General features: G+C 74.3%; 13 protein-coding genes. 5 read left to right on the plus strand and 8 right to left on the minus strand.

The window, feature by feature from the left end; genetic code table 11:
- Nucleotides 1–180: 180 nt before the first annotated feature.
- Genes aroB through aroC form a run of 4 tightly spaced genes read right to left on the minus strand, consistent with a single transcriptional unit; the run spans nucleotide 181 to nucleotide 4,056 of the window.
- Nucleotides 181–1,287 carry a 3-dehydroquinate synthase gene (aroB, locus tag ACWEFJ_RS31370; protein ID WP_378087587.1) on the minus strand — a complete coding sequence of 369 codons (1,107 nt, stop codon included), beginning with the start codon at nucleotides 1,285–1,287 and terminating at the stop codon, nucleotides 181–183.
- Nucleotides 1,288–1,306: 19 nt separating this feature from the next.
- Complete coding sequence (locus tag ACWEFJ_RS31375) at nucleotides 1,307–2,335, minus strand: DNA glycosylase AlkZ-like family protein (RefSeq protein WP_449715957.1); 1,029 nt, start codon at nucleotides 2,333–2,335, stop codon at nucleotides 1,307–1,309.
- 6 nt (nucleotides 2,336–2,341) lie between these two features.
- Nucleotides 2,342–2,860: a shikimate kinase gene (locus ACWEFJ_RS31380; protein ID WP_449715958.1), complete on the minus strand. Its 519-nt coding sequence runs from the start codon at nucleotides 2,858–2,860 to the stop codon at nucleotides 2,342–2,344.
- The gene (gene aroC, locus ACWEFJ_RS31385; RefSeq protein ID WP_378087593.1) at nucleotides 2,857–4,056 is read right to left on the minus strand and encodes a chorismate synthase; all 1,200 of its coding nucleotides are present in this window, start codon (nucleotides 4,054–4,056) and stop codon (nucleotides 2,857–2,859) included. The genes ACWEFJ_RS31380 and aroC overlap by 4 nt, the downstream gene beginning before the upstream one ends.
- A 488-nt stretch (nucleotides 4,057–4,544) precedes the next feature.
- On the opposite strand from aroC, the gene ACWEFJ_RS31390 reads away from it, so the two are divergent.
- Together ACWEFJ_RS31390 and ACWEFJ_RS31395 are read left to right on the plus strand one after the other, a co-directional pair.
- A complete protein-coding gene (locus ACWEFJ_RS31390; protein WP_449715959.1) occupies nucleotides 4,545–5,264 on the plus strand; it encodes a hypothetical protein in 720 nt (239 codons plus the stop codon).
- Nucleotides 5,265–5,377: 113 nt separating this feature from the next.
- Complete coding sequence (locus ACWEFJ_RS31395) at nucleotides 5,378–5,935, plus strand: TetR/AcrR family transcriptional regulator (RefSeq protein WP_378087597.1); 558 nt, start codon at nucleotides 5,378–5,380, stop codon at nucleotides 5,933–5,935.
- A 5-nt stretch (nucleotides 5,936–5,940) separates the two neighbouring features.
- Here the strand turns inward: ACWEFJ_RS31395 and ACWEFJ_RS31400 are convergent, their stop codons facing one another.
- The 3 genes from ACWEFJ_RS31400 to ACWEFJ_RS31410 all read right to left on the minus strand — a co-directional run bounded on the left by ACWEFJ_RS31400 (nucleotide 5,941) and on the right by ACWEFJ_RS31410 (nucleotide 7,564).
- Nucleotides 5,941–6,498 carry a prepilin peptidase gene (locus ACWEFJ_RS31400; protein ID WP_449715960.1) on the minus strand — a complete coding sequence of 186 codons (558 nt, stop codon included), beginning with the start codon at nucleotides 6,496–6,498 and terminating at the stop codon, nucleotides 5,941–5,943.
- Nucleotides 6,499–6,878: 380 nt separating this feature from the next.
- The gene (locus tag ACWEFJ_RS31405; RefSeq protein WP_378087601.1) at nucleotides 6,879–7,331 is read right to left on the minus strand and encodes a PTS sugar transporter subunit IIA; all 453 of its coding nucleotides are present in this window, start codon (nucleotides 7,329–7,331) and stop codon (nucleotides 6,879–6,881) included.
- Nucleotides 7,328–7,564 carry a glucose PTS transporter subunit EIIB gene (locus tag ACWEFJ_RS31410; protein WP_053721653.1) on the minus strand — a complete coding sequence of 79 codons (237 nt, stop codon included), beginning with the start codon at nucleotides 7,562–7,564 and terminating at the stop codon, nucleotides 7,328–7,330. The genes ACWEFJ_RS31405 and ACWEFJ_RS31410 overlap by 4 nt, the downstream gene beginning before the upstream one ends.
- Nucleotides 7,565–7,729: 165 nt before the next feature.
- Here ACWEFJ_RS31410 and ACWEFJ_RS31415 point away from each other — a divergent pair, with 165 nt between their 5' ends.
- From ACWEFJ_RS31415 to ACWEFJ_RS31425, 3 genes are read left to right on the plus strand one after another with little or no spacing between them, the layout of a single operon-like run.
- Nucleotides 7,730–8,500: a GntR family transcriptional regulator gene (locus tag ACWEFJ_RS31415; RefSeq protein WP_449715961.1), complete on the plus strand. Its 771-nt coding sequence runs from the start codon at nucleotides 7,730–7,732 to the stop codon at nucleotides 8,498–8,500.
- Complete coding sequence (locus tag ACWEFJ_RS31420; RefSeq protein ID WP_378087605.1) at nucleotides 8,497–9,798, plus strand: PTS transporter subunit EIIC; 1,302 nt, start codon at nucleotides 8,497–8,499, stop codon at nucleotides 9,796–9,798. The genes ACWEFJ_RS31415 and ACWEFJ_RS31420 overlap by 4 nt, the downstream gene beginning before the upstream one ends.
- A gap of 31 nt (nucleotides 9,799–9,829) precedes the next feature.
- Nucleotides 9,830–10,099 carry an HPr family phosphocarrier protein gene (locus ACWEFJ_RS31425; protein ID WP_378087607.1) on the plus strand — a complete coding sequence of 90 codons (270 nt, stop codon included), beginning with the start codon at nucleotides 9,830–9,832 and terminating at the stop codon, nucleotides 10,097–10,099.
- 118 nt (nucleotides 10,100–10,217) lie between these two features.
- On the opposite strand, the gene ACWEFJ_RS31430 is transcribed toward ACWEFJ_RS31425, so the two are convergent.
- On the minus strand, nucleotides 10,218–12,989 hold the full coding sequence (locus ACWEFJ_RS31430) for a BTAD domain-containing putative transcriptional regulator (protein ID WP_449715962.1): 2,772 nt from the start codon (nucleotides 12,987–12,989) through the stop codon (nucleotides 10,218–10,220).
- Between the last annotated feature and the right edge of the window lie 147 nt (nucleotides 12,990–13,136).

Below are 13,136 nucleotides of genomic sequence, written 5' to 3' on the forward strand. Positions count from 1 at the left end.
GACACGCCAGCTCATTTTGAACTGATCACTTAGGCTGGACGAAGCCGGCAGGCCCGGCGGGACGCTTTACCCCGCTGGGCCTGCCGGCTTTGGCCTGCCCAGGGGTACCCGTAAGGGCCCCATGTCAAATCGAGCCGGACCCGAGCGCTGAACTCACCGTCCCCAACATCCGGCCCCGACTCACAGCAAGACGCTCCCACCAGCCCTCGGCTCCGCCGCCACCGCCGAGTACGCCGCCGCGATCAACGCCGGATCCGGGCCCTCCAGCCGCCCCGGCTTGGCCAACCCGTCGAGCACCACGAACCGCAGCACGCCCGACCGGGTCTTCTTGTCCGTGCGCATGCCCTCCAGGAGCTGGCCGAGCGCGTCCGGGTCGTAACCCGTCGGCAGGCCGAGCGAGGACAGGATCGTCCGGTGGCGGTCGGCGGTCGCGTCGTCCAGCCGGCCGGCGAGGCGGGCCAGCTCGGCGGCGAACACCAGCCCCACGCTGACCGCCGCGCCGTGCCGCCAGCGGTAGCGCTCGCGGCGTTCGATGGCGTGGGCCAGGGTGTGGCCGTAGTTCAGGATCTCCCGCAGGTCCGACTCGCGCAGGTCGGTCGAGACCACGTCGGCCTTGACCTGGATCTTGCGCCGGACCAGCTCCTCGATCACGTCGCCGGACGGGTCCAGCGCCGCCTCCGGGTCGGCCTCGATCAGGTCGAGGATGACCGGGTCGGCGATGAAACCGCCCTTGACCACCTCGGCCATGCCCGCGACCAGCTCGTTGCGCGGCAGCGTCTCCAGCGTGGCCAGGTCGACCAGCACGGCGGTCGGCTCGTAGAACGTGCCGACCAGGTTCTTGCCCGCGTCGGTGTTGATGCCGGTCTTGCCGCCGACCGCGGCGTCCACCATGCCGAGCAGCGTGGTGGGCACGTGCACCAGCTTGACGCCGCGCATCCAGGTGGACGCGACGAACCCGGCCAGGTCGGTCACCGCGCCGCCGCCGAGGCCGACGACCGCGTCCGTGCGGCCCAGGCCGATGCGGCCGAACACGTCCCAGCAGTACCCGGCGACCCGCAGGTCCTTGCCGTCCTCGGCGTCGGGCACCTCGACGCGGTGCGCGTCGATCCCGGCCGCCTCCAGCTCGCCGCGGACCGCCTCGGCGGTCTCGGCCAGCGTGGGCGTGTGGACGATCGCCGCCTTGGCCGTGCCCCTCAGGGTCTCGACCAGGTCGCCCAGCAGGCCCCGGCCCACCACCACGTCGTACGGTCGTTCCGCGGCCACGCGGATCCGCACCGGCTCGCCCATCACCACTCCCCTCGTCCGGTCACCATTCGACCACGTCCGACCCGAGCGCCGCGCCGCCCCACACCCCGGCGAGCACCTCCGCCTGGCGGGCGATCGCGCGCCGCGCCTCGCCCCTCACCTTCGACCAGCCCGTGACCCGGAACGTCACCATCCGGCCGCGGAACTCGTGCCGCCACGCCCCCGTCACCCGACCGTGCAGCACGAGCGCGCCGGGGCCGCCGACGGGCCGCCACACCCGCTTGGCCACGTCGGGGTCGGCGACCAGGTGGCGCGGGCCGAGCAGGTAGGGGTCGCGCGGGAACAGCAGCAGCCCGGCGGGCGGCTCGGGCGCGTCGGCCACGTCCTCGTGCGCCAGCAGCCGCCTGCCGTCGACCCGGACCGGGCGCAGGTCCGGCCAGGAATCCTGCGGGCCCGCGCCGAGCCACTTCTCCGCGTCGGCCTTGGCGAACGGCCCGACGAGCCGCGCGTAGTCGCGCAGGAGGGTCGGCTCGCCGGGGTCCTCGACGTCGGGCCTGGCGGTCGGGCGGCGGAAGACGAGCTGCCTGCCGTGCTGCTCCAGCTCGATGCCGGCGAGCAGGGTGGCGAGGCGGAACACGTTCTCGATGACGTGGTCGACGCCGCAGGTCGGGCAGTGCGGCGTGACGGCGGCGGGCAGCAGCGGGCTGATCGCCGCCGACAGCTCGCCCTTGGTGGCCGTCTCGCCGGGGAACTCGCGGTGCAGGAGGTCGACGACCAGGTCGAGGTGGGCGAGGTCGGGCACGGGGTGCGCGCCGCACCACGCGGCCAGTTGCCGGGGCGTGCGCGGTCGGAGCTGGCGGCGCAGCGCGGGCAGGTCGGCGCGGCGGTGCAGGTGCGGCGCGCCGCGCAGGCTGAGCACGCGGACCAGGTCCTCGGCGCCCTCCCGGCGGCCGCGCACGCCCAGCGCCGCCGCGCCCGTCCCGGGCGGGCTGTCCACCACGCCCAGGGGCAGCACCGCGCCGGGGTCGTCGCCGTGCAGGCCCTGCACCGCGGCGCGGTGCGCCAGGACGCGGGCCACGGTGAGGTCCACGGGCGGTCAGGTCCCCCGCGCCTGCTCCGTCGGGCGGAGCACCGCGTCGACCACCTGCTCCGGGGTGAGGTCGTCGGTGGTCACCTCGATCGTGGCCACCTCCCGGTAGAGCGGCAGCCGGGCGTCCAGCAGGACCTTGAACGTGGCGCGCGGGTTCACGCCGGCCAGCAGCGGCCGTGCGCTGGACATGCCGGTTCGCCGCACGCCCTCCGCCATGCCGACGTTGAGGAAGACCACGGGGTGACCGGCCAGGCGGCCCCGGGTGGCCGCGGAGAGCACCGCGCCGCCGCCCAGCGCCAGCACGCCGTCGTGGGTGGCCAGGGCGTCGGCGACGGCCTGCTCCTCCATCGCGCGGAACGCGGGCTCGCCGTCGTCGGTGAAGATGTCGGAGATCGGCTTGCCCGCCTTGGCCACCACGTCGTCGTCGGTGTCCCGGAAGGGGACGCCGAGCCGTTCGGCGAGCAGCGTGCCGACCGTCGTCTTGCCCGCCCCGGGCGGGCCGAGCACGACGTACCGCGGGCTCACAGACCCTCCCAGCGGGCTTCCAACGCCTCCAGGTAGGCCGCGACGTTGCGCTTGGTCTCGGCGATCGAGTCGCCGCCGAACTTCTCCAGCGCCGCCTCGGCCAGCACCAGCGCCACCACCGACTCCAGCACCACGCCCGCGCGCGGCACCGCGCACACGTCCGAGCGCTGGTGGATCGCGACCGCGGGCTCCCCGGTCCGGACGTCCACGGTCGACAGGGCGCGCGGCACGGTCGAGATCGGCTTCATGGCGACGCGCACGCGCAGCGGCTCGCCGTTGGTGATGCCGCCCTCCAGCCCGCCCGCCCGGTTGGAGCGCCGGGTGACGCCCTTCGGCCCCGAGCCGCGGTCGATCTCGTCGTGCGCCTGGCTGCCCCACCGCTCGGCGGTGGTGAAGCCGTCGCCGATCTCCACGCCCTTCATCGCCTGCACGCCCATCAGCGCGCCGGCCAGCCGCGCGTCGAGCCGGCGGTCCCAGTGGACGTGCGAGCCGAGGCCCGGCGGCAGGCCGTAGGCGATGACCTCGATCACGCCGCCGACCGTGTCACCGGCCTCCTTGACCGCCTCGACCTCGGCCACCATCGCCTCGGTGCCGCGCGGGTCGAAGGCCCGGACCGGGCTCGCGTCGACGGTCGCCAGGTCGTCCGGGCCGGGCACGGGCGCGTCGGCCGGGGTCTTGGCCTTGCCGATGGACACGACGTGGCTGACCACGTCCACGTCGAAGACCTGCTTGAGGAAGTGCCGGGCGACCGTGCCGAGCGCGGTGCGGGCCGCGGTCTCCCGGGCGCTGGCGCGTTCGAGCACGGGGCGGGCCTCGTCGAAGCCGAACTTCTGCATGCCGGGCAGGTCGGCGTGGCCGGGGCGCGGCCTGGTCAGCGCCTCGTTGCGGCCGGTGGGCTTCAGCTCGGACGGGTCGACCGGGTCCGCGGACATCACCTTCTGCCACTTGGGCCACTCGGTGTTGCCGATCCGGACCGCGATCGGGCCGCCCTGGGTGAGCCCGTGGCGGACGCCGCCGAGGATCTCCACCTCGTCGGCCTCGAACCCCATGCGGGGGCTCCGGCCGAACCCGAGGCGGCGGCGCTCCAGTTGAGCGGTCAGGTCGGCAGTGGTGACCTCGACCCCGGCGACCATGCCTTCCAGCACGGCGACGAGGGCCGGTCCATGGGACTCCCCAGCGGTGATCCAGCGCAGCACGCGGCGATCCTTTCACAGTGTGAACCGGGGGCGGAGGCCCAGGTGAGGCCGGGTGGGCGTGTCCCGCCCCGGAGCGACGCGCCCTACCCGGGGTGGGTGACGCCGGTGAGCCGTTCGGACGCCTCGCTCGGTGCGGGGTTGTCCCGCGTGCCGTGAGCGGCGGGCTTGCCGCGCGGTCCGCCGCGAACGGCGGGCTCACCGCGCGGCTCACCGCGAACGGCGGGCTTACCGCGCGGCTCGCCGTGAGCGGCGGGCGTATCGCGCGGCTCGCCGTGAGCGAGGCGGCGTCACGGCGGTTCAGGAACGAATGCCGGTGGCGCTCCGATCGCGGCTTGTTCACCTGCGTGGTCCGCGATCGAATGCGAGGGTCGTTGGGGTGGAGTCGGTCGGTTTGGCGCGCGTACACCGGGAACCGGATCCCGCCATGCCTCCGGGACAAAATCTCAGGACACCGTCCCCACCGCCCGGCGGCGCTGTATCGTCGCGCCATGAGTGACGAGGTCCCGTTACCCGGGCAGGCGCACAACAGCGGTGTCCGCAATAGCCTGTCGGACGTCACCGGTGCCGTTGTCCGGGCCGGGCGCACCGGTCCGGTGACGATCAATGTGCGGCCTGCGGGCGTTGACCAAGCGGGAACGGCCGGTCCGGGCACGCGTCACCCCTCCTTCGGACTCGCGGTCGCCGCGCCGGCGATCACGCCGTCGCCGGCCGCTGTGGTCGGGTTCGACCACAGCGGGTCGGGAATGGCCGTCGCCGGGTCGGCGCGGTCGGAGGCACCCACCCTCCGACCGCGGCCGACTTCGGGCACCGCGAGCGCACCATCGCCGGGCACCGACCGGCTCACGGTCGAGGTGGCGACGCGCAACGACCGGTTCCCGGACCTCGACCGCGTCGAGGACGACGGTCCGGACTGGACGGAGGACTCCGGCGCCGGCGACCTGTCGCCCATCGACAACGGCATTTTCGACCTCTACGCCACCGGTGGCGCGGCGTTGTCGGCCGATCGGGAAAAGGAGCCGCCGCGAATGCGCCGGTCGACTCGGCGCAAACGCCCTCCAGGATGTGAACGCGATTTCCGACGAGCGCGGGTGATTCTGCCTCCGCACCTCGGGAGGTCGGATCTCGGCGGCCGAATTCGAATCGCTCGACCACCGCGGCGGACAACTGCCGGCGTCACGCGTGACGTTGACCGTCGCCGTGTGGAGTGAGTGACGATTTACGGGTTATTCGACCTCCGAAGGGAACTCGTCCGGCGAATCGCCCGGCCGGGTTGTACGGTGCACCGATCATTCATTTTCAGCGTCGGGAAGGCGGGTCCGTCGTGACCGGACGGGGCAGGCAGCGCGCGGACGCGACGCGCAACCGGGCGGCGATCCTGGACGCCGCGCGGACGCTCATCGCGGCGCACGGCCCGGACGTGGGCATGGACCGTATCGCGACCGCGGCCGGGGTCGCGGTCGGCACGCTGTACCGGCACTTCCCCACCAAGCAGGACCTGGTCGGCGCGATCGTGGCCGACCTGGCGGCGACCATCGCCGGAGCCCTGGACTCGGCGTCGGGCAGGGTGCGGGCCGGGCAGAGCACCGCCGTGGCGGAGATCGTCGGGCTGCTGCACCGGGTCGTGGTGACCCTGGGGCAGGAGCGGGTGCTGCGCGACGCCGTGGCGGAGGTGGACGGCGGGGTGTTGCGGCCCGTCCAGGAGCGGGCGGTGCGGTCGCTGGCCGACCTGGTGGCCGCCGCCCACGCCGACCACGCGTTGCGGGAGGACGTGACGGTGGACGACATCTCGCTCCTGTTGGCCACCTCGCCGGGTGTCGAGGTGCCGGAGGACGTCCGGCTGCGGTGGGTGGAGTTGGCCCGGCGGTCGCTCACCCGGTGATCCGGTCAACCCGGACGGAGCGACATCAGCCAGGTCGCGGCGAGCAGGCCCGGTCCGTGCGGGACGGTGCGGCCCGGACGGCGGAGGGCCAGCAGGAGCGTGATCACGCTCGCCAGGACCGCGGCGACGGGTAACGCCTGCCACGACACGGCGGCCAGGACCGCGCCCAGCGACCCGGCGAGCTTCACGTCTCCCCCGCCCATCGAGGACGGGGCGAGCAGGTGGATCAGCAGGTGGAAGCCGCCGAAGAGCAGGCAACCGGCCAGTGCGCGCCCCGGGTCGGCGCCGCACAGCCACAGGGCGAGGCCGATCGCCGGGTACGCGGGCAGGGTGAGCGCGTCGGGCAGGCGGTGGTGGCGCAGGTCGGTCGCCGTCAGCAGCACGCCCAGCCAGGCCAGGAGCAGCGGCACGGGCAGCCACGCGGGTGGGGCCAGCGCCCAGGCGACGAACCACAGGGCGGCGGTCGGCGCGGCGCACCGGAACCAGTGCACGTCCGCGCCGCGGGGGAGGCGGCGGAGCAACCCGGCGCCCAGGGCGCCGGCGAGGAAACCGGAGATGACCATGGGACCAGCGTCGGGCGAAAAGCGTTGGGGCGCAACGACTTGTGCGGGTGAATGGACCATTCACCCGGGATCGCCGAGGGGAGATCGACCGGGCGGGTGACGGAGGTGGGCGGCTCCGGGTCCGGCGGTCGACGGCCCGAGGCGGGAAAGCGACTCGCAGACGGCGACGGCGGGCGGATCGCGGCGTGGCGATCGACGGGCCGGAGGCGGGTGCGGAGGTGGACCGGCCGGGCGCAAGGGCGGGGTACCGCGCGACCGGAGACGGAGCGGGGAACCGCGCGACCGGAAGTGGGACGGACCGCACGGCCGGAGGTGGTGGGCGGGGAGTGCCGGGGGGCGGTGAGGGGCTGACGCCGGCGAAGCGGCGTCAGCCCGACCCGTCACCGTCGCCAGGAGAACAGCGCGTCACCCGAGGCGACCGGGCCGGCCGCCTCGTCCAGCAGCACCTCCGGCGTGGCGTCCAGCGCGATCACCGGGCAGATCGGCGCGAACCCCGCCGCCTCGACCTCCGCCGGGTCCCACGTCACCACGGGCTGACCCGCCCGCACCTCCTCCCCCTTGACCACGTGCAGCGTGAACCCCTCGCCCTTGCGCTTCACCGTGTCGATCCCGAGGTGGACCAACACCGCCGCACCGTCCGCCGTGGCCACGACGAACGCGTGCGGGTGCAGGGTGACCACGGTCCCGTCCACCGGCGACACCACGTCCGCCCGCCCGCGGTCCGGTTCGACCGCGACGCCCGGACCCACCATGGCCTGCGCGAACACCGGGTCCGGCACGTCGGTCAGCGGCACCACGCGGCCGCTCACCGGGCTCGCCACGCGCAGCGTCACAGCAGGTCCTCGATGTCGCTGGCGATCGTGTCGGCCTCGGGCCCCACGACCACCTGCACCACGTTGCCCGACCGCATCACGCCGTGCGCGCCCAGCCCCTTCAACGCCTTCTCGTCCACCAGGGAACCGTCTTCCAGCTCACAGCGCAGGCGCGTGATGCACGGCTCGATCTCCACGATGTTGTCCGCACCGCCGAGCGCGGCGAGGATCCGCTCCGCCTTGTCGTCCGCCACTTCAAGTCCTCTCTCGACACCTGGCCCGAGGGTGCCACCGCTCGGGCACGGTCCCGTAACGGCGGTTGACACCCGGTTGGCGCGCGGAGCATCCTCCCCGCACCAACTGGTCTAGACCGGAAAGTACCAATCCCGGTGTGGACGTGCGAGTGCCGGGGAGGTGTCATGAACCGCGACGAGATCGTCGAGGGGCCGAAGCCGAAGCACGCCCAGCTCCGCGACATCCTGCGGCGCATGGCCGAGCAGGAGCTGCCCCCCGGCTCGCCGATCCCGTCCGAGCGCGACCTCGCCCAGCGGTACGGGGTGTCGCGCATCACGGTCCGCGCGGCCGTCGGGCAGCTCGTCACCGAAGGGCTCCTCACCAGGGCCAAGGGCCGCGGCACGTTCACCGCCCGCCGGCGCATGGACGTGCAGCTCTACCTGGAGTCGTTCACCGACGACATGCGCCGCCGCGGCCTGACGCCCGCCACCGAGGTGCTGACCCGCGCCGTGCAGGCGCCACCGCCGGAGGCCGCCGCCGCGCTGGGCCTGCCGCCCGGCGAACCCGCGTGCCGGCTCGTCCGGCTGCGCCTGGCCGACGGCGTGCCGCTGGCCGTCGAACGGGGCTGGTACAGCCCGCGGGTCGTACCCGGGCTCGAACGGCACGACCTCGACACCTCGCTGTACACGCTCATCGCCGACACCTACGGGGTCCAGCTCGACCACGCGCGCCAGACCGTGTGGGCCGAGGGCGCGGACCCCGCCACGGCGAAGCTGCTGGGCATCCGGCCCGGCGGCTCGCTGCTCGTCTTCCGCCGGGTCTCCAGCTCACAAGGCAGGCCCGTCGAGGACATGACCTCCTGGTACCGGGGCGATCTCTACCAGGTGACCATGCAACTGGACCGGACCGACCCGGGATCCGGACCGCACCACTCCGCCAAGGGAGGTACCCCATGAGCGCCAGCGCCCCACAGGCGACCGGCGGTCGTGAGATCAAGGGCCTGGCCGGGCTCCAGCGCTTCGGTCGCAGCCTCATGCTGCCGATCGCCGTGCTGCCGGCCGCCGCCCTTCTGCTGCGACTCGGCCAACCCGACATGCTGGGCGAGGAGGGCCTGGGCTGGAACAAGGTCGCCGCGGTCATCGGCAACGCGGGTGACGCGCTGTTCGCCAACCTGCCGCTGCTGTTCGCGGTGGGCATCGCGGTCGGCTTCGCCCGCCGCGGCGACGGTTCCACGGGGCTGGCCGCGGTCGTCGGCTACGTCGTGCTGCAGGGCGTGTTCAAGGCGATGTCGCCGCTGGTCCTGGACCAGCCGGAGGACCCGGCGGCCAAGGCCAACCTGATCGACTACCGGGTGCTCGGCGGCATCGTGGTGGGCCTCATCACGGCGGTGCTGTGGCAGCGGTACCACCGCATCAAGCTGCCCCCGTACCTGGCGTTCTTCGGCGGGCGGCGGTTCGTGCCGATCCTGGTGGCGGGCGTCATCACGATCGTCGGCGTGCTGATGGGCCTGGTGTACCCGGTCTTCGCCGCGGGCCTGAACAACGTCGGCGAGGCCATCACCGGCAGCACGATCCTCGGCGCGGGCATCTACGGCGTGGTGAACCGGCTGCTGATCCCGCTCGGCCTGCACCACATCGTCAACAACGTGCTGTGGTTCCAGTTCGGCGAGTTCGAGGGCAAGACCGGCGACATCCCGCGCTTCCTCGCGGGCGACCCGACCGCCGGCACGTTCCAGACCGGCTTCTTCCCGATCTTCATGTTCGCCCTCCCGGCGGCGGCGCTGGCCATCGTGCACACCGCCCGGCCGGGGCAGCGCAAGATCATCGCCGGCATCATGGGCTCGGCGGCGCTGACCGCGTTCATCACGGGCGTGACCGAGCCGCTGGAGTTCGCGTTCATGTTCGTGGCGTGGCCGCTGTACGTGATCCACGCGGTCCTGACCGGCACGTCGCTGGCCATCAGCAACGCGCTGGGCATCCACGACGGGTTCGGGTTCTCCGCCGGTGTCATCGACTACCTGCTCAACTTCAACATCGCGACCAAGCCGCTGCTGATCCTGGTGCTGGGCGTGATCTACGCGGCCGTCTACTACTTCCTGTTCCGCTTCGTGATCACGAAGTGGAACCTGAAGACGCCCGGCCGCGACGCGGACGAGGACCCGGAGGCCGACCAGAGCGTGGTGGACGGCAACGGCAAGCGGGACCGGGCCGCGAAGCGCGACGGGGAAGGCCGGTCGGACGCCACCGCGTCCTGACGGCGAGCCGAGAGCAACGAGAGGACGGGTCATGCCTGAGCGACGGGTCACCGTGGCGAGCAAGGTCGGACTGCACGCACGCCCTGCCGCGCTGCTGGCGAAGGCGGCGGCCGGGCAACCGGTCAAGGTCACCATCCGCAAGGACGACGGCCAACCGGTCGAGGCGGCGAGCGTGCTCGGCCTGATGACGCTCGGCGCGATGCACGGCGACGAGGTCGTCCTGGCCGCCGACGGCGAGGGCGCGGACGCCGCGCTGGAGGCGCTCGCGGAGATCATCGCCACCGACCTCGACGAGGGCTGATCCCTCGCACGCGCTCCACGGCGCGGGCAACTGCGAACAGCAGTGGTCGAGCGCGACCGCCGGGCCCCGTCCGCACCCCAAGGTGCGGGCGGGGCCCGGCGGCGTGTCCGGGTCGGTGTCAGCCCAGCTCGTCCAACGACCGCTCGACCTCCGCGGCCTCCACCGAGCGCCGCTGCCTGCGCAACGCGACCAGCGCCGCCTCCCACGCCCGCCGCGCCTCGCGCCGCGCGCCGCGGGCGAGGTGCAGCGACCCCATCCGGACCAGCGTGTCGGTCTCCTGGTAGTCGCTGCCCAGGTCCTGGAACAGGCTCAGCGCCCGCTGGTAGTGCTCCAGGGCGAGGTCGTGCCGGCCGGCGGCCTGCGCGATGAACCCCAGGCTCTCCAACGCGTTCGCCTGGCCGTTGCGGTCGTCCAGCTCCCGGTACAGCGCCAACGCGCGCTCGCAGTGCCCGGCGGCCTCGTCGAGGCGACCCAGCCGCGACTGGTACCAGCCGATGGCGTTCAACGCGTCCGCCTCGCCCGGCACGAACCCGCCGTCGCGGTACAGCGGCAGCGCCGCCAGGGCGTGCTCCAACGCCTCGGCGTCGTCGCCGCGGCGTTCCAGCACCCAGGCGAACGCGAGGTGGGTGCGCGCCTGCTCGACCCCGTCGCCCAGGTCCTCCAGCAGCCGCAGGGCCTCGCGCAGGTGCTCGACCGCGCGCGGCCCGTAGTCGTGCCGGGCGGCGATGTGCCCGAGGAACCGGTGGCACTTCGCGTCGAGCTTGAGGTCGCCGAGCCGTCGGGCGGCCGCCAGCGCCAGCTCCCAGGTGGCCCGGCTGTCGTCCGGGTCCGGCACGCGCAGCAGCTGGTAGGTCCGCAGCGCCTCGGCGAACCCGCCCACCTCGCGGTCCCAGCCCTGCCGCGCGCCGAGCCGCTGGGCGTCCAGCACCGCCGAGTGCTCCGCGTCGCACCAGGCCAGGGCCGCCTTCTCGGAGTCGAACGACAGCGGCTCGCAGTCCGACGGCGGCGGCCCGAGGCCGTCGAGCGGACGGGCGGGGTCCAGCACCGCCTGCGCGGCCGCGGTCGTGTGCAGGTAGAAGTCGACCATCCGGCGCACGGCGGACACCACCGACCCGGCCGGCTCGTCGTGCCGCGCCCGTTCCTCGGCGTAGAGCCGGACGAGGTCGTGCATCCGGAACCGGTCCGCCTCCTGCTCGTGCAGCAGGTTCCCCTGGCACAGCTCGGCCAGCTCGGCCCGCGCGACCGGCACGGACCGGCCCAGCAGCGCGGCCGCCGCCTCCACGCTGATCTCCGGGGTGCCCGCCGACAGCAGCCGGAACGCCCGCGCGGCCCCGTCCGGCAACGACCGGTAAGAGGACGCGAACACGGCGCGCACGCTGGCCGTGATCTCACCGGCCTCGAACGCGTCCAGCGGCGCCAGGTCGAGTTCCCGGGCCAGCTCGCCGAGCGGCAGGTCGGGCCGCACGGTGGCCCGCGCGCCCAGCACGCTGATCGCCAGCGGCAGCCCGGCCGACCGCTCGGCCAGCGCCCGCACCGCCTCGCGCTCGCGGTCGGCCCGCTCCGCGCCAATGTGGCGCACCAGCAGGTCGCGCGCCTCCGGCGGCGGCAGCACGTCCAGCGGCAGCGGCCGCGCGCCGTGGGTGGTGACCAGGCCGGGCAGGTGCCTGCGGCTGGTCACGACCACCGTGCACGCCGGTCCGCCGGGCACCAGGTCGGTCACCTGCTCGGAGTCGTAAGCGTTGTCCAGCAGCACCAGCAGTCGCCGGTCCGCGGTCAGGCTCCGGTACAGCCCCACCTGCGCCTCGTCGTCGCACGGGATCGCGTCCGGGTCGACCCCGAGCGCCTGGAGGAACGCCCGGATCACCGCGTGGGGCGACAACGGGGTGCCGGACGGGGTGAAACCGCGCAGGTTCGCGTAGAGCTGACCGTCCGGGAACCGGTCCGCGGCGCGGTGCGCCCAGTGCAACGCCAACGACGTCTTGCCGACGCCGCCGGGACCGATGATCGCCACCACGGTCGACCGGTCGCGCCCGGCCGCCGCCCGGTCGAGCCGGTCCAGCTCCGCGGCGCGACCGGTGAACAGCGGCGGTGGCGGCGGCAGTTGCCGCGGCACCGGAGGGCGGACCGCGGCCGGCGGCCCCGCCGGGACGTGCGCGGCCAGCGCCGGGTCGGAGGTCAGGATCCTCTGGTGCAGCCGCCGCAGCGGCGGGCTCGGGTCGGCGCCCAGCTCCTCCGAGAGCTGCCGCTGGACCCGGCGGTAGGCGTCGAGCGCCTCGCCCTGCCGGCCCGACCGGTACAGGGCGAGCATCAGCTGGCCGGCCAGCCGCTCGTCCAGGGGCCGCGCGGCGGCCTGCGCCGTGATGCCCGCCAACGCGGCCGAGTGCTCGCCGCGGCGCAGCATCGCGTCGTTGCGGTCCAGCTCGGCGCGCAGCCGCTCCTCGTCCGCCCGCGCCCGCACGCCCTCGACCCACGAGCCATCCATCCCGGCCGCCACCGGACCGCGCCACAACCCCAGGGCCTCGTCGAACAACGCGAGCGCGCGCTCGTCGTCCGCCGCACGGGCCCGTTCGACCAGCCGGTGGAACCGGTGCAGGTCGGCCGCGTCCTCGTCGGCCTGGAGCACGTACCCGCCGCCCTGCCGGACCAGGTCCACGTCCGGCACGTCGGCCAGCACCGCGCGCAACCGGGACAGGTAGCTGTACAGCGAGTCACGGGCCGTGCGCGGCGGCACGTCCCACAGCCGGCCCACGAGCCGGTCCAGCGACACGGCCCGGTTCAGGTCCACCAGCAGCGCGGCCAGGACGTGCCGCTGCCGCGCGTGGCCGAGGTCGAGCCGACGACCTCCCACGTGCGCTTCGACCGGCCCGAGCAGCCGGAACCACACCCCCATCACGCCCCCGCCCGGCGCACCCGATTCGCCACAAGATAGCCACAAGATCGCCTGCCTAGCATCGAACCACGGCCACGGCACGCGCGCCCACACGGGCGGCGACGGCGGCCGGCCGGCCCGCCCCGGGGGGTGCGGGCCGGGTGCCGC

The organism is Actinosynnema sp. NPDC004786, from assembly GCF_053601135.1.